Origin of the sequence: Thermophagus sp. OGC60D27, from assembly GCF_052400625.1 — a bacterium.
In the GTDB taxonomy this organism is placed as follows: Bacteria; Bacteroidota; Bacteroidia; order Bacteroidales; family Marinilabiliaceae; genus Thermophagus.
The window spans coordinates 180,642-196,683 of sequence record NZ_JBQTGH010000010.1; the positions used below are offsets into that span (position 1 = coordinate 180,642).

At 43.0% G+C, this 16,042-nt stretch carries 12 protein-coding genes; 5 read left to right on the forward strand and 7 right to left on the reverse strand.

The window, feature by feature from the left end:
• Nucleotides 1–101: 101 nt before the first annotated feature.
• The 3 genes from ACT29H_RS13340 (at nt 102) to ACT29H_RS13350 (ending at nt 6,199) form a co-directional block, all read left to right on the forward strand.
• Entirely contained in the window at nt 102–3,218 is a 3,117-nt protein-coding gene (locus ACT29H_RS13340; protein WP_444822137.1) for an efflux RND transporter permease subunit, read from the forward strand.
• Nucleotides 3,219–3,406: 188 nt separating this feature from the next.
• On the forward strand, nt 3,407–4,639 hold the full coding sequence (locus ACT29H_RS13345; RefSeq protein WP_444822138.1) for a TolC family protein: 1,233 nt from the start codon (nt 3,407–3,409) through the stop codon (nt 4,637–4,639).
• A 297-nt stretch (nt 4,640–4,936) separates the two neighbouring features.
• A complete protein-coding gene (locus tag ACT29H_RS13350) occupies nt 4,937–6,199 on the forward strand; it encodes an efflux RND transporter periplasmic adaptor subunit (protein WP_444822139.1) in 1,263 nt (420 codons plus the stop codon).
• A gap of 550 nt (nt 6,200–6,749) precedes the next feature.
• Here ACT29H_RS13350 and ACT29H_RS13355 read toward each other — a convergent pair.
• The 7 genes from ACT29H_RS13355 to crtD all read right to left on the reverse strand — a co-directional run bounded on the left by ACT29H_RS13355 (nt 6,750) and on the right by crtD (nt 13,496).
• Nucleotides 6,750–7,361, reverse strand: coding sequence for a fumarylacetoacetate hydrolase family protein (locus tag ACT29H_RS13355; RefSeq protein ID WP_444822140.1), 612 nt, complete (start codon nt 7,359–7,361; stop codon nt 6,750–6,752).
• 274 nt (nt 7,362–7,635) lie between these two features.
• Entirely contained in the window at nt 7,636–8,409 is a 774-nt protein-coding gene (locus ACT29H_RS13360; protein WP_444822141.1) for an exonuclease domain-containing protein, read from the reverse strand.
• Between the two features lie 350 nt (nt 8,410–8,759).
• Nucleotides 8,760–9,512 (reverse strand): hypothetical protein, encoded by a 753-nt coding sequence (locus ACT29H_RS13365; RefSeq protein WP_444822142.1) that lies wholly within the window; start codon nt 9,510–9,512, stop codon nt 8,760–8,762.
• A complete protein-coding gene (locus ACT29H_RS13370; protein ID WP_444822143.1) occupies nt 9,491–10,588 on the reverse strand; it encodes a glycosyltransferase in 1,098 nt (365 codons plus the stop codon). The genes ACT29H_RS13365 and ACT29H_RS13370 overlap by 22 nt, the downstream gene beginning before the upstream one ends.
• A 53-nt stretch (nt 10,589–10,641) precedes the next feature.
• The gene (locus tag ACT29H_RS13375) at nt 10,642–11,265 is read right to left on the reverse strand and encodes a lysophospholipid acyltransferase family protein (RefSeq protein ID WP_444822144.1); all 624 of its coding nucleotides are present in this window, start codon (nt 11,263–11,265) and stop codon (nt 10,642–10,644) included.
• The gene (locus ACT29H_RS13380; protein ID WP_444822145.1) at nt 11,262–11,918 is read right to left on the reverse strand and encodes a carotenoid biosynthesis protein; all 657 of its coding nucleotides are present in this window, start codon (nt 11,916–11,918) and stop codon (nt 11,262–11,264) included. The genes ACT29H_RS13375 and ACT29H_RS13380 overlap by 4 nt, the downstream gene beginning before the upstream one ends.
• A 105-nt stretch (nt 11,919–12,023) precedes the next feature.
• Nucleotides 12,024–13,496 carry a 1-hydroxycarotenoid 3,4-desaturase CrtD gene (gene crtD / locus ACT29H_RS13385; RefSeq protein WP_444822146.1) on the reverse strand — a complete coding sequence of 491 codons (1,473 nt, stop codon included), beginning with the start codon at nt 13,494–13,496 and terminating at the stop codon, nt 12,024–12,026.
• Between the two features lie 230 nt (nt 13,497–13,726).
• Here crtD and ACT29H_RS13390 point away from each other — a divergent pair, with 230 nt between their 5' ends.
• Together ACT29H_RS13390 and ACT29H_RS13395 are read left to right on the forward strand one after the other, a co-directional pair.
• On the forward strand, nt 13,727–15,193 hold the full coding sequence (locus tag ACT29H_RS13390; RefSeq protein ID WP_444822147.1) for a phytoene desaturase family protein: 1,467 nt from the start codon (nt 13,727–13,729) through the stop codon (nt 15,191–15,193).
• Nucleotides 15,186–16,028: a phytoene/squalene synthase family protein gene (locus ACT29H_RS13395; protein ID WP_444822148.1), complete on the forward strand. Its 843-nt coding sequence runs from the start codon at nt 15,186–15,188 to the stop codon at nt 16,026–16,028. The genes ACT29H_RS13390 and ACT29H_RS13395 overlap by 8 nt, the downstream gene beginning before the upstream one ends.
• The last annotated feature ends 14 nt before the right edge of the window (nt 16,029–16,042 follow it).

The following is a 16,042-nucleotide window of genomic DNA, read 5'->3' on the forward strand; positions in this document are numbered from 1 at the left end:
CCTATTGTATTTCAAAAAGTCAGGAAACGCCTTTTCCTATAGCTGCGTCTAGGGCAGCTATGGAGTCACTTGCTTTATTTAAATAAATAAACTGAGATTAAATGATTGACCGAATAATATCGTTTTCAATAAAAAACAAGATGTTGATCGGCCTTATGGTTTTGGGGCTGGTCGTTGGTGGTTTTTGGTCGATGACACAGATTCCGTTGGATGCCGTACCGGATATCACCAATAATCAGGTGCAGGTCATTACCACGGTTCCTAATCTGGGAACCGAAGATATCGAGCATTTTGTAACCTATCAGGTGGAGCTGTCGGTGGCCAATTTGCCGGGGGTCACTGAGATACGTTCTATATCACGTTTTGGCCTGTCGGTGGTAACCATCGTATTCGAGGATAATATGGGGACCTATCTTCCACGTCAGCTGGTGAGTGAAGCACTGAATGAGATCAAGGAGAAGATCCCCGAGGGACTGGGTGAGCCCTTTATCTCACCCATAAGTACCGGATTGGGAGAAATATATCAATATACACTGGAAGTACAGCCCGGCTATGATACGGTATACAGTGATATGGATTTACGATCCATGCAGGATTGGATCGTTAAAAGACAAATGGCCATGGTGCCTGGTGTTGTGGAAGTTAACTCTTTTGGTGGCCACGGGAAACAATATGAAGTGGCGATCGATCCCAATCGATTGAGAAGTATGGATCTCACCATTGGTGATATTGTTCAGGCCTTGGAGGACAACAATCAAAATACGGGAGGAGCATACATAGAGAAAAACCATAAGGCCAATTTCATCAGAGGAGAGGGGTTGATGCGCTCGTTGGATGATATTCGTAACACCCCGGTAGCTAAGGTCAACGGACATCCGGTATTTATCCGGGATGTGGCGGAAGTGCGGTTCGGCAGCGCCATACGCTATGGTGCCTTTACTCAGGATGGCAAAGGAGAAGCTGTGGGCGGTATTGTGATGATGCTCAAAGGTGAAAACTCCAACGACGTGATTAAAGAAGTTAAAGAACGTATGGCCTTAATCCAGAAATCTTTACCGGAAGGCATAGAAATAAAGCCTTTTCTGGATCGCAGTAAACTGATAAAAAGCACCACTTCTACGGTGGCTGAAAATCTTTCGCTGGGGGCATTGATCGTGATTTTTGTTCTGGTACTCTTTTTGGGTAACCTACGCGGAGGACTGATTGTGGCCTCCACCATTCCTTTGGCTTTGCTCTTTTCGTTTATTATGATGAAAATTTTTGGGGTATGGGCCAATCTGATGAGCTTGGGTGCCATAGACTTTGGAATTTTGGTGGATGGTGCCGTTATCATTGTGGAAAGTATGATTTTTTACCTGCATCGAAAGGAGTTGATCGGGAAGAACATACCGTCTGTACAACGGGATGAGATTGCCGGACGTTCAGCCGGTAAGATGATGAATTCGGCCTTTTTCGGACAGGTCATAATCCTGATCGTTTTTCTTCCTGTGATGGCATTGGAGGGGATTGAAGGAAAGATGTTTAAACCGATGGCATTAACTTTTGGATTTGCCGTGTTAGGGGTTTTGTTATTGTGTCTTACCTATATTCCGATGATGGCCTCCCTGGTGTTGAGGTCTCCCAAAACAGAAAAGGCAACGGTGGGTGATCGATTCATTCGCCGACTGGAACAGTGGTATCAACCGCTATTATCGTGGGCTTTGGAGAATGGGAAGTTAATGATCGGCACTGCTCTGGTGATTTTAGCATTGGGAGGGGTTCTTTTTTCACGGATGGGAGCTGAATTTATTCCTCAGTTGGACGAAGGCGACCTGGCGATGCACATGTTTTTGAAACCCGGCACTTCGTTGACGGATGTGGTCAGTGCTTCCACCAAAATAGAGAAATTATTGCTTGATGAATTTCCTGATGAAGTGGCCTCGGCACGAACCCGGATAGGGGTTGCAGATGTTCCTACTGATCCCATGCCCATTGATATAGGAGATGTTTTTATTTTGCTTAAGCCCGAGAATGAATGGACGAAGGCAGAGACAAAGCAGGAATTGATAGAAAAAATGCGGAAGAAGTTATATGAATTGCCGGGCATTAATTATGAATTTTCACAGCCTATAGAGATGAGATTTAATGAGTTGTTGACCGGGATTCGGGAAGATATCGCCATTAAGCTCTACGGGGAAGATCTGGAAGTGCTGGCCGACAAAGCAGAGGAGATAACCCGTCTGATTGCCGGAACAGAAGGGGTGGCCGGATTGAAAGCAGAAGCGACCCGCGGATTGCCTCAGATCACTGTGAAATACAATCGAACCAAACTGGGACAATATGGGTTGAATATCAGGGAATTGAATGATGTGGTGGAGTCCGCTTTTAGTGGCAGGGCAGCAGGGGTTATTTTTGAAGGGGAACGAATGTATGAACTGGTGGTTCGTTTGGATGATATTCACCGCCAAAGTATTGACGATATCCGAAATCTTTATGTCAGAACATCTGACGGACTTCAGGTTCCGATTAAGGAAGTGGCAGAAATCAACTATCAGCCGGGTCCCATGCAGATCAGCCGCGACAATACCAACCGACGCATCTATGTGGGCATCAATGTGGAAGGACGCGATGTGAAATCATTGGTGGAGGAAATACAGCAGATTCTGGACCAGAAGCTTGATTTGCCACCCGGATATTATATTCGTTACGGGGGAGCCTTTGAAAATCTGGAAAGAGCGACGAAAAGACTGACGTTGGTGGTGCCTCTAGCTCTAATACTCATTTTTGTATTGGTCTTTTTTGCTGTGCAATCGTTGAAACAAACGTTGATGATTTATATGGCCATTCCTTTTGCGGCAGTGGGCGGAATTGTGTTTCTCTATCTGCGAGGTATGCCCTTTAGTATTTCGGCAGGCATAGGTTTCATAGTGTTGTTTGGCGTCGTGGTGCTCAATGGTTTGGTGTTGATCAGCGGATTTAACGAACTAAGACGCCAGGGGAAATGGAAACTTGATGAGGTCATTCAAAAGGGAGCAATACGAAGGTTGCGGCCCATATTTCTTACCGCCTCAACGGATATTTTGGGATTTCTTCCAATGGCTATTTCGGCATCGGCAGGCGCCGAAGTACAGCGTCCGTTGGCTACCGTGGTAATAGGAGGGATGATTACTTCTACCTTTTTGACCTTGGTGATGTTACCGATCCTTTATAAAATGGTAGAAAAAAAGAAACACGTTTGATTAATTAGTTATCACAAAAGAGAATGTGTAAATCTTTGTCTTGTAAGTTCCATTTGAACAATTAATTAGTTTAACTTTATACGAATGAAACGAGCATGACCAACTAAGTTTGTCACAACAAGAGAATGTATAAAACTTAAGATCATGCGAGTTCCATCAGACCAATGATTTAACCTAATTTTATACTGATGAATAGAATCATGTTAAAGAAAATAGTTGTTCTGCTAATGGTTGTTTGGCCATTTTCGGGTCTTGGAGTCCGGGTAATCGCTCAGGAACAGAGTGTGATAACGCTTGAAGAGGCGCTTGAACGAGCCAAGGAGAATTATCCTTCCATCAAAGCTGCGCGTCTGGAAGTGGAAAAGCAAAAGGCCTTAAAAGTGACCGCATTGGATCTGGGTACTACCTCGCTCTTTACCGGTAAAGAGGAAGTGGGCAATGGCGCTTCAGGTATATACAATACCATAGGGGTTTCACAATCCGGGATCGACCTGTTGGGCATCCCGGCAAAAAGTAAACTCCACCAATCGAAGGTGAATCTGGCAGAGACACAGAGCCGCCTCACAGAAAAAAGGGTGGTGCGCGATGTGAGCACAGCCTGGTACAATGCTTTGTTGGCCAAAAAACAGTGGCAATTACGTCTGCAACTGGATTCTGTGTATGGTAATTTTTTAAAAGCGGCAGAAGCCCGTTTCTCAACACACCAAACCTCCAAAGTAGAATATCTGGCTGCTAAGGCGAAATATAAAGAATTGGAAGTGGGTATTAAAGAAGCTAAGAGCGCCTATGATGCGGCCCTGCATGAATTGAATCAATATCTGATGTATCCTCACATTATGGATGTTGCAGAGGCTGATGCTTCTCGGGCTGAAGTGTGGGGAGACCTTATCCGTGGTGATTCATTACGGAATTCATTGATTCTGGGACTTTACCGGCAAGAGGTCAGTGTCTCGAATGCGGCGTGGAAAGTGGAACGAACCCAGCTTTTACCCAAGCTCGATGTGGGATATACCCGACAAAAGGTTGACGGAGAGTTGGGCTTCTATGCGTGGGAAGCCGGTATTTCGATGCCATTGTTGTTTTTCTCGCGGATGGGTAAGATCAAAGCTGCCCGGTTAAATTATGAAATGGCGGGTCAGCAGTATCGTCAAAAAGAGCGGGAGGTCAACACTGTTTGGCAGCAGTTGGTGAATCGGTACAAATCGATGTCCGATGTTTTGGATTTTTATGAGGATGAGGCGCTTCCTCTGGCTGATGAGCAAATGAATGCAGCCATCCTGGGGTATAAATTGGGCGATATCGATTATTTACAGTTTATCCGCAGCATGGAAGCCGCTATTTCTACTCGTCAGCAATATCTCAACCGATTGGTCGAATACTATGAGGTGGTTACCCGGTTAAATTATTTGGCTGGAGAATAGTGACTTGTCCTAAAATAGATTTTTCAGAAAAAGAAAACAAAAATCAGGACGAGGCAGGTTTATTTGGTTCCATGTTTCGTTGTCTCTGTTTTCTGACTTGCGGCTTCTGGTCTCTAATAATCCGGAAAGCTGAGGAACAGTGACAGAACGCGAAGCTGCAACCAGATACTCGAAACCAGCAATCAGTAATCTGCAACTTCGGCCCCTTCTTCCCCAAATCTTTGATGGGGTGAAGGGTGGAGTTTTAGGAGAAGTGCATTATCAAAACACGAACTATTGAAGCAAAAAGACAGGAATATGATAACAAAATCGATTATAGGGATTGCTCTTATAACAATGATATCGTGCCATAGGGGCGGTTATACGACTCAACATCATCATGATCATGACGAACATGAACATCACGGTCCGGAAGGAGTGGTAATGTTGACGCAGCAGCAGATGAAAGCCCTCGATCTGGAACTGGGCAGCTTTCAACAAAGAAACCTTAATACCCTTGTGAAAACCAACGGACAGCTGGAGGTTCCCCCCGGAGCCAGTGCCGACGTAACCGCTATAATGGGTGGTAATGTGAAAGAGATAAAAGTGTTTCATGGTGACAAAGTGCAGAAAGGTCAGGTGCTGGCCTTTTTGGAACATCCGGATTACATCTCTCTTCAGGAAGATTTTATAGAAACCGCTTCTCGAATGGAGTTCCTGGAGCAAGAATATGCTCGCCAAAAGGAGTTGTTTGAGAAAAATGTAACCGCTGGTAAAGACTACCAGAGGGTGAAATCGGAATATAACACCCTTAAAGCGAAGTTCGAGGGGTTAAAAATTAAATTACGGATGCTGAATTTGTCGCCTGATGCGGTTCAAGACGGAAATATTTCCGCAACCATTTCTGTTCTTTCACCCCTCAGCGGCTACGTTAATGATGTGAATATTCGATTGGGAACTTTTGTGGATGCAAAAGATATACTCTTCAGAATTACCGATAATCGTGAAATACATGTCGACTTTATTGTATATGAAAAGGACCTTCATTTGTTGAAAGAAGGACAAACGGTCAAATTTGAAGTTGCCGGCCTGTCCAATGAGGAATTTAGTGCCACCATTTTTGCCATTGGAAAGGAGCTGGACCGTGACTCTCGTTCCATTCATATTCATGCCAGTCTGGATGAAAATCCCGGACATCTGGTGCCGGGGATGTATGCCTCGGGAAGTATTTATGCCGATGCCGGTCGTGTGGTAGCCTTACCCGACGAGGCGGTAGTTGTGGAAGGAACAAAATCCTACATTTTTATTCTTGATGAATCCATTGATCCTGACGATCATGAGCACCATAGCATGGAATTGCATGGCGATGCTGAATCCGGGGATGATCATGAGGGGGATGACGACCAGAGTGATCCTGCCTATCCCTTTAGAATGGTGGAAGTGATAACCGGCAAACAAGCCGGCGGATATACTGAAATCAAACTTATGGAGACAATAGCGGACGATACCAAAGTGGCTATGAATAATGCCTACTATCTTTTGGCCGACCTTAAGAAGGAGGAAACCAGTCACGAGCACTGAGAGGCAGGAAGACAGAAGCCAGAGGACAGAGGACAGATGTTAGATATGAGTAGATATAAATAGAAATAAATGGATATAGATAGTTGATTCTGGTATATATATTTAGATATAAATAGATATAATTAGAAATAAATTGATGTACATAGAAATAGGTAGAAAGAACTAGTTTGTGTCGATGAGCTTGCTTTTAGCTTCCGGCTTCTATCTTCCGGCTTCTGTGCGCCGGCATACCCCCTTCAGGGGCTGGGGGTGAGGGAGGGGGCAGGCTTCTGTTTTACCTCTCTGTCGCCTCTCCGGGGCTAAAAAAGGTCATTAGGCGGTTAGGATTGAAAAGATTGAAGAGATTGAAGAGATTGAGGTGATTGATGTGCTAATTTTAACAGAATGTTTCTGTGAAATATTTTTCTACTTTATTTCCATTTATATCCTTTAATGATTTCTGACCTCTGGCTTCCGGCCTCTGGCCTCCAAACTAAAGTCATCAAGCTACTTTTATCAATATATTTCCATTTATTTCTATATATCTAAGTAGTCTGTCTTCTGGCTTCCTCTATTTAACCATGAAATCGAAGAAAAGGTCATCCTCGATGAATCCTTTCAGGCGGTCACCGGTTTTTACGGGCCCCACGCCTGCCGGCGTACCGGTATAAATAAGGTCTCCAATCTTCAGCATGAAATATTTGGATACGTTCGCAATGATGCGATCAATGGAGAAAAGCATATCTGATGTGTTCCCTTTTTGTCGTACTTCATCATTGACTTCAAGGTGGAAATTCAGATTGTTGAGATCGACATAACGATCTTTATGGACGAATTTGGATATTACCGCTGAATTGTCGAAGGCTTTACTTTTCTCCCATGGAAGGCCTTTCTGCCGCAGTTTTTCCTGAAGGTCACGGGCGGTGAAGTCAATGCCCAAACCTATTTCGTCGTAATAACGATGGGCGAATTGTTCTTCAATATTTTTTCCCAGTCGGTTGATGCGAACCACTATTTCCACTTCGTGATGAAAAGCCTTGGCAAAATCGGGAATGAAAAAGGGATCGTTATTGCGCAACAACGCCGAATCGGGCTTTAAAAAAACTACCGGCTCCGCAGGAACAGGATTGCTGAGTTCCCGCGCATGGTCGGCATAGTTTCGTCCTATACAAAGTATCTTCATCTTTATATAAATTATCTAAGTTACCGGCCGGATATATCCGGAATATGAGTTTTGAGCTACCAGAGGACGGAAGCCATATGTTAGATATTAGACAGAAATAAATTGATATGAGTGGAAATAAACAGATATAGGTTGTAGGTGTAGATTTTAATATTGTTTCAGGTTTCTGACATTAAGCCTTCCAACCACTAATTTCTATATGTTTCCATTTATATCTACATATATCCAATAATTCAGCTTCTGACTCCTCAATCCCATAGCTTAATCGCCTAAATTATCCTTTATTAAATGCGCTTCTCAACTTAATATTGGTAAGCACTTTTTTGGTGAAAAGCGGAAAGTCCCCATTCATCATCCAGCTGTAATAACCGGGATCTTTTTGCAGCACTTCAGTTACTTTTTGTCCTTTATATTTTCCGAAATTAAAGACCTCTTCACCGTTTTCATTAAAGATGATGCGTCCAACGAAGTCTGCGTTTCTATTGTGGGATGAGAATTTGGACAGCCATTCGATGTCGTTTTTCAATTCTTTGTACCGGTCGAGCTGTGCTTTCAGCACTTCGTAGGTGGCACGGGTATCGGCTTCGGCACTGTGCGCATTTTCCAGCGTTTTGTTACAATAGAATTTGTATGCAGCCTCCAGCGTTCTTTTTTCCATTTTATGGAAGATGGTTTGTACATCGATGAATTTGCGTTTGGTCATATCAAAATCCACCTCGGCACGGATGAACTCTTCCGCCAACAAAGGAATGTCGAATTTGTTGGAGTTGTATCCGGCAATATCACATCCTTCCATGAAAGCCGCCAGTTGTCGAGCCACTTCTTTAAAGGTGGGAGCATCAGCCACATCTTTATCATAAATTCCGTGAATTTCGGAAGATTTTTTGGGGATGGGCATTTCGGGATTAATGCGAAGGGTTTTGGTTTGCTCCGATCCGTCGGTGTTGATCTTCAGGATTGAGATTTCTACAATACGGTCGTTGGCTATATTGATGCCGGTGGTTTCAAGGTCAAAAAATACGATGGGATTTTTTAAGTTCAGCTGCATGTTGTTGGTCTTAATTCTATTTCTCTTTTAATTATTTTTTTGTTGGTATGTCAAACGTTATTCAATGACAAAAATAGTTATTAGAAGGGGTTATACCTAAAAAAGTTTATCCGGCTTGCTGTTTTATTTTTTATCCGTATAAAATTTATCTCATTCATTAGCCTGATGGAATAGCATGGCAATGTGTTTCATACAGGTTCTTTTGTGACAATTGAAATTGATCATATTCTTATCATCCTTTTTTTTCGATACCAATTTTCAGTAGTTTGGAGGGGATGATTCTGATTTTTTTCCGACCATTCATCATTCTTCCCATGCGAATCCATTGGGAAATAGCATTGTCTGAATGATTAATTGGCGCCATATTTTTTCACAAAGTCGGGCCACACTTCTTCGTTAAACCATTTGAAATGGGCTTCAAGAAAATGAATCTTTTGGTAGATGGCTCGTGCTTCGTCGATATGGCCTGTTACTTCACATGAGTAGCCCAGAGTGATCAATGAGTTGAGATAAAACCAGTGTTGTTGGTGATAGCGATTGCCGGCTTCCATTAATTCAATGGCTTTTTTGTAATGGTAGATGGCCACTTCTTTGTCACCTCCCAATAGGGTTGGGAGATAGTACATTTGGTTTCCTTTTTCGATGTGATAGTGGATATCTGTTGAATCAATTGCCGCGGCCTCTTGAAGTGCCGACATACTTTTGGGACCTAAATAGATTGCTTTGTATTTAGACAAAGCCATTTCAAAGCCATAGAATCCGCTTTTAAGGGCCCGGGGGGCGGCTCCTGCCTGTGGGTGTTGTGATAATTTTTCGAGGAATTTCCATCCGCTTTTCAGGTAGTCTCGGGCCTCACTTTTTTTGTTATTCCCCAGGCAATAGCCTATATAGCCATACCAGGCCAGGGTAACCTCAAAAAGCTGGTCATAGTTGTCGGGGTCCAGATCACGAGCCATTTGTTCCATAGTTTCTTTCCACGGTGCCATGTTGGAGGTGGTATAGCAATCGTAAAAAATCTTGTTTTGATTCTGTGCGGCACTGTTTCTCTGTATCACAAATAGAAACAACAGTAATATGAGGGTTAGATAGCTCTTCCTTTCCATTGAGTTTTCTTTATAAATAGTTGTTTTGTGGTTACCAATAATAGATGAAACAGTCCGGCCAGTTGCAGGGGCATCCATGCAAGGCTTTTTAGTATTGGATGACCACTGATGTGTGCGATGAAAATACGCATTGTTATCAAAAGAGAAAAGTAAAAGATAACCCATATCCCCGACATGGATAGCAATACCGGCAGCCATCCCAGAGCTGCGAAGAGAAAAAATACCCAACCGCCGAGGATACTGCCACCAAAGAAAAAGCGTGCACTACGGGCCAATCCCATTACGGCTTCGTGGTATGTTTGGTACATTCTACATGATAAACCTTTGGGGGCCAATGCTGCCCGCTGTTTTAGTCCTTTTTCTTTCTGCAGCCGCGAAATTGCCACATCTTCCACAGCAATATTATAAACTTTTTGGTGGAATAAGTGATGGCGGTAAATGTTACCATCGAACATCATGAACTGGCCGTTGGCTGCCGCCATTGATTTAAAGGGCAAATAACGTATCAGAGCCAGTGGCAAGAGAGAGACAAGTATGACGTTAACCTGTGTCACCAACATCCATTCTCCGGGTGTTTTCATCTCTTGTTGCGGGAAGAAGGAAAACAGAGCAAGTTGGTTTTTGATAATTTGAGACCGGGCCAGGTCAATGGCATTCTGATCTACTGTAACATCGGCGTCCAGGAAAAGAAAAAATCTCCCCGTTGCCATGCATGCCAGTTGATGACACGCATGGTTCTTGCCGGTCCATCCGGCCGGCAGTTCTATTCCATCCACCAGCCGGATTCGACGGTCGTATCTGGCCCATTGCTGCACCACGTTTGCCGTTTCATCTTCTGATTGGTCGTTGTATACCAATATTTCGTGAATAGAGGATGTACAACCCGACAGGCTCCGGAGAAGACGGGGAAGATTGGCGGCTTCGTTTCGGGCAGGAATTAATACCGATACATCCTTTTGGGGGCTGTCCGTTTTGACAGGTGAAGGAGAGCCGGATATCAGATTAATGAGTGCCACGCTCCACCGAATTGAAAGAATGATAAGGGATAAAAGACCTAAAATAAAGGTTGTTTCCATAGATTTTGGCTGATATGAAGTACATATGATACGATTTGGACCGGTTTGAGACCTTAATGTCCGGCCTTTTCATGTTTGCTTTGTTTTTGGATACATTCATTCATGAAATTGTTGAACGCTTGTTCCAGATTTTGTTGTGATGATTCATTGGTCAAATCCTTGACATAAATATAAAGAGAAGGCCTTGGCGACGAAAAGTAATCAACCAATACCACCACCATTTTAAGAGAAGCCTCTGATGCTGAAAGAAAAAACTCTGCGCCGGCTTGGAACTTCAGTGGTCGCTGGTGAAGAGAGTGAATATCCCCCTGCGGGTAGATGAGCAAAAGGTTGTTCGGATCCCTAAGAATATCCAGGGCATATCTTACTGACCTTATTGAGGAGGGATGATGCCGTTTGATGGAAAAAGCACCAATGCGGGAAAGAAATTTACGGTTTATGAGTTGCTCTTCAAGCATCATGACATGGAACTTTTTATTCCACCATTTTTGATTCAAATACAGTATGATGAAACCATCCCACCAGGAAAAATGGTTGCTGACAATGAGTAGGGGCGATTTTGAGTGAAGAGTCAGGTCGCCCTCCATCTCTACCCTCCGGAAATGAAGACGCATCAATACTCGGACATACAGTTGGAAAAAATAAACAAAAAAGGGATGATGTCTGGCTTTGATCATAATCCAAAGTTGAGGTTAACGATATTTAGCAATACAAAAAAGACTATTTGTGCCAAAAGCAGTTCAGACGCTACCGGGTTTTTATATTCGGTTTTCGAAGTCCCCAATATTCCCAGAAAGAGAAAGGAAAGGATGAACCAAACCAAATAGTTTTGCAGCGGGACAATGACCGTGTTCCAGTGCCACATACCCGAAGCAATGGCTATGGGTTCAAGAAATAAATCGTAGCCAACCATTATACAGCTTCCAACAATCAGTTTGAGGAGCAAATTACCGGACAGCTGTTGCACCAGATGCCACACCATGTAAATAAGCATCCACCAGTTTAATCCGATCAGGATGGGAGTGTTAAACAGTTTAGGACCCAATACTTTCCCGTAGGAATATGGTCCAAACAGGGTTTGGGTGTGTACGCCCAGCGCTTCTACAATGAAGCCCAACAGAAATATGAACAGCGAGGAAAGAATAAAGCGAGACTCCCAGGGCTTATGAAACCAAAGCATCAAAGCGGTTGATAAGAAGATGGTAAAGCCTGTGAGGTGCATAAATACTTGGCGGGTAGCAGGGATTGAAAACCCGATGAATCCAACCAAAAAGTAGGAATACCAGAATCGGTTTATTTTGTTTGAATCCAATTTTTTTAAAAGTCTCATGTGAAAAAATTATTTTAGTTTTTGCCAATCATTTTTCAGCTTTTGTGCGCAGGCTAAAACAGGTGTCGGGCATGGAAACGACATTCTCCTGAAATCATCGTTGTTTTACATTCTTTCTATTTCTTTTTCCACTATTTGGGCAGAAGCCAGACAAAGAGGTATTCCTCCCCCGGGATGAACGGTTCCGCCTGTGAAAAAAAGGTTCTTATATTGGGATGACCGGTTTTGATGTTTCAGAAAGGCCGATTGTATGTTGTTGGCGTTGTTGCCGTACAGAGCACCTCTAAAGGCTCCGGAATTGGCTTCAAGGGTTGCGGGTGTCGCAACCTTCTCAAAAACAATGTGTGGGGAAGGATCGATGTTGAGCAGCCTCTTTATTTTGTTTATGATATTGTGTTTTGCTTTTAGGAGGTATTCCCGGTTAAACTCAGCACCAAAGGGGGGAACATTGATCATGACAAACCAGTTTTCACATCCTTCGGGGGCATCAGCAGGAACTATTTTGGAGCTGATAAAAATATATACCGTGGGGTCGGGCCAAAGTTCCTGTCGGTTGAACAGAGCGTCGAATTCATCCTGGTAGTTTTTTGAAAACAATATATTGTGAAGGTCTAATTGCGGGAATTGTTTTTTCATACCCCAATAGAATATTACAGCCGAGGAGGAGAGAGACCTCTTTTTTATTGCCTGTGGTTTTTTTAGCCTCTTGCCCGGGGAACTGTAAAACATGTGAATATCCATATCTGAGATAACAATATCCGCCTTCAGGATTTCGTTTTCTGCTTTGACCCCGGTAACCTTTGTGCCTTGTGTTAGCAGATCTGTCACCTCAGTGTTGAAGCGGAATTCCACACCCAGTTTTATCGCTTTACGGTAAAGAACTTCAACGATGTTGTACATCCCTTTTTCGGGGAAGAAGGCCCCAATATTATGCTCCAGATGCGGAATCATATTGTATATGGATGATGTCAAATAAGGTGAAGAGCCATGATAGGTGGCAAACCGGTCAAAAATCTGTATGACGTGTTTGCTCCTGAACCATTTTTTGTTTTCCCGGTGCATGGTTCTTAGGGGATTGATGGTAAAAATATTTTTCAGGTGTGATGGTTTTGTCTTCATGGCTAGCCTCAGGAAACGATGCAGCGGGTTGAAGATGAACAGGTCTGCGGTGGAGTTAAAAATTGTTTTTGCACGATTCAGATAGTTTAATAAGTGGTCTTCCTTTTCTCCGGTTTTAGCATGAAGTTCGCCTGCAAAATCAAGGGGATTGGCTAATGCATTGATCTCAGTGCCATCTTCAAAAAAGTAACGACAGATATTTTCAAGTTTTTTGTATTTAAAGTCGTGACTTTCGATGGGGGAGTTAAGGTGTAAAAGTTCATTCATCAAATGGGGAAGTGTAAACAAGGAAGGACCGGTGTCGAAGCGAAAACCCGATTCTTTGATTTGACCCATTTTTCCACCGGGTCTTTCCATCTTTTCCAAAACGGTTACTTGGTAACCTCTTGCCGCCAGTCTTATAGCTGATGCTATTCCGCCGATTCCGCTTCCGATAATCAGGATCTTTTGGGATTTCATTTTGATACGATTAGGTTGATTTGTTATTTCTGTTTTATACTTAGCAATCCGTCAGGTATTCAGGTGTAGCTGTAATTGTCGTTATTCTGATATTAATTCCTTTTTTCAAAAATTATATTCTGTTGTTTCTCATTTCAATCTCTTTTAGTTAGTTCCATTGGTAAAAATCGTATTGAATTTACGGGAAAAATGAAAGAACTTAAAGAGCAAAATCAATACTTTGATGAAGTATGCGTAAAATTTTGATTATTGGAACCGGGTTAGGAGGGTTAGCCACCGCTCTCAGACTAACGTCACTGGGATATGAGGTTGTCATGGTCGAGCGGTTCCATCAGGCGGGTGGACGATTAAATCGTTTGACAAAGGATGGGTTTACCTTTGATATGGGGCCTTCATTTTTCAGTATGAGTTATGAGTTTCATGAGTTGGCAACCACGTGTAACTGGAAGATGCCCTTTGAATTTCATGAGTTGGATCCGCTTTATTCGGTTAATTTTTCGGAGACGGGACACACTTACAGGATATTTAAAGACCTTGAACGATTGTCGGAAGAGTTTTCCGGTGTTGAACCGGGTATGAAGGAAAAGTTAAAGGCGTATCTAAAAGCTACGGGAACCTTGTACCATGATACGGCACCGCTGATCATACACCGTAACTTTAACCATTGGTGGGAATATTTACAATCATTGCTGCAGGTTCCTCCTCGTCATTTTCCCAAATTGTTTCGGACCTTCAGGCAGGAGGTGGAACGCCACTTCGACTCAGAAGAGGTTAGACAGATCTTGTCACTGGTAGCCTTTTTTCTTGGGGGCACCCCATTTGATACTTCAGCCATATATACCTTGCTGTCTTATACCGAATTGGAGCATGACGGGTATTTTAATGTAAAAGGGGGAATGTACAAGATCGTTGAAGGATTGGTAGATGAACTGAAAGCAAGGGGTGTGAAGTTTTATTTTGATACTGAGATTGTTGATTTTGAAAAAAGTGATGATCGTCTTATTGCTTTTTATGACAGTAAGGGGACACGATGGGAGGCATCACAGTTTGTGGTGAATGCGGATGCCGCCTTATTCCGGGGAAAAGTAATGAGACGTCGTAAGTTCAGGGTTGATAAACTGGATAAGATGCGCTGGACTATGGCGCCCTTAACCATTTACCTGGGAGTCAAAGGGAAGATCGATAATATCTTTCAGCATAATTATTTTTTGGGGGGTAATTTTAAGGATTATGCGGGGAAACTATTCAAAAATGAAGTGTCGCTTGATAAGCCCTATTATTATGTGAATGTTCTGTCAAAGCATAATCCGGATTGTGCTCCGGAAGGATGCGAAGCACTATTCATTTTGGTGCCGGTTCCGGATTTACGGTTCCGGAGCGACTGGAGTGATCGTGAGAAGATCGTTAATAGTGTTTTGCAGGATTTATCGGAACGCATAGGGATTGATTTACTTGAAAATCGTCTTTCACAAACTGTTTTTACACCGGTTGAATGGGAAAAAATGTTTGATCTTCATCGTGGCAGCGGGTTGGGGTTGGGACATAATCTCGGGCAGATGGGCTATCTACGCCCTTCCAATCGTGATGAGCAGTTTAGAAACCTTTTTTATACGGGCGCTTCGACCACGCCCGGTACAGGATTGCCCATGGTTGTGATAAGCTCAAAATTAACCGTTGAACAGATGAAGTATGAATAGTTATAACTTATACCATATAAACGCGATCGCTTGCAGTCGCCAAACAACAAGACATTACAGTACCAGTTTTTCTGTTGGCATCAGACTTTTGTCACCTGAAATACGCAAGGCCGTTTATTCCTTATACGGCTTTGTCCGTTTGGCCGATGAAATAGTCGATACGTTTCATGGTCATGATAAACGGGTTCTGCTGACCCGATTTCGTCAAGACACCTGGTTGGCCATCAGAGAGGGGATTTCTCTCAATCCTATTTTACATAGCTTCCAAATGGTCGTTAATAAATATCAAATTGATCCAGAGCTTATCGAGGCATTTTTTGACAGTATGGCCATGGATCTGGATCATAAAGTTTATGATTGCAGTAATTTTAAAACCTATATTTATGGTTCGGCGGAGGTGGTTGGACTGATGTGTTTAAAAGTGTTTTATCGGGATGATCCTGATGGTTTTGAATCGCTAAAACACCCTGCCCGGAAATTGGGCGAGGCCTTTCAGAAGGTTAACTTTTTGCGCGATATGCAGTCGGATCTTCAGGAAAGGGGCCGAAACTATTTCCCCGGTGTGGATTTGATGAATTTTTCGTATTCCGACAAAAAGAAGATAGAAAAGGAAATTGAAGAGGATTTTAAAGAAGCATATAAAGGTATTGTCAGGTTGAAAAAAGAAGCCAGGCTGGGTGTATATATTGCTTATCTGTATTATATGCACTTGTTTCGAAAAATAAAGAAAGCGCATCCGGGGGCGATCATGAAAAAACGCATCAGAGTCAACAACTGGAAGAAGCTGAGCTTGTTGGTTGTAGGCCTGATGCGTCATGAACTGGGACAGGTTTGAGAGAAACCTGTCCG

Bases quoted from the DNA above. Each gene is read 5' to 3' on its own strand.
- ACT29H_RS13340 (WP_444822137.1), top strand. From the start codon at position 102: ATGATTGACCGAATAATATCGTTTTCAATAAAAAACAAGATGTTGATC.
- ACT29H_RS13345 (WP_444822138.1), top strand. From the start codon at position 3,407: ATGAATAGAATCATGTTAAAGAAAATAGTTGTTCTGCTAATGGTTGTT.
- ACT29H_RS13350 (WP_444822139.1), top strand. From the start codon at position 4,937: ATGATAACAAAATCGATTATAGGGATTGCTCTTATAACAATGATATCG.
- ACT29H_RS13355 (WP_444822140.1), bottom strand. From the start codon at position 7,361: ATGAAGATACTTTGTATAGGACGAAACTATGCCGACCATGCGCGGGAA.
- ACT29H_RS13360 (WP_444822141.1), bottom strand. From the start codon at position 8,409: ATGCAGCTGAACTTAAAAAATCCCATCGTATTTTTTGACCTTGAAACC.
- ACT29H_RS13365 (WP_444822142.1), bottom strand. From the start codon at position 9,512: ATGGAAAGGAAGAGCTATCTAACCCTCATATTACTGTTGTTTCTATTT.
- ACT29H_RS13370 (WP_444822143.1), bottom strand. From the start codon at position 10,588: ATGGAAACAACCTTTATTTTAGGTCTTTTATCCCTTATCATTCTTTCA.
- ACT29H_RS13375 (WP_444822144.1), bottom strand. From the start codon at position 11,265: ATGATCAAAGCCAGACATCATCCCTTTTTTGTTTATTTTTTCCAACTG.
- ACT29H_RS13380 (WP_444822145.1), bottom strand. From the start codon at position 11,918: ATGAGACTTTTAAAAAAATTGGATTCAAACAAAATAAACCGATTCTGG.
- crtD (WP_444822146.1), bottom strand. From the start codon at position 13,496: ATGAAATCCCAAAAGATCCTGATTATCGGAAGCGGAATCGGCGGAATA.
- ACT29H_RS13390 (WP_444822147.1), top strand. From the start codon at position 13,727: ATGCGTAAAATTTTGATTATTGGAACCGGGTTAGGAGGGTTAGCCACC.
- ACT29H_RS13395 (WP_444822148.1), top strand. From the start codon at position 15,186: ATGAATAGTTATAACTTATACCATATAAACGCGATCGCTTGCAGTCGC.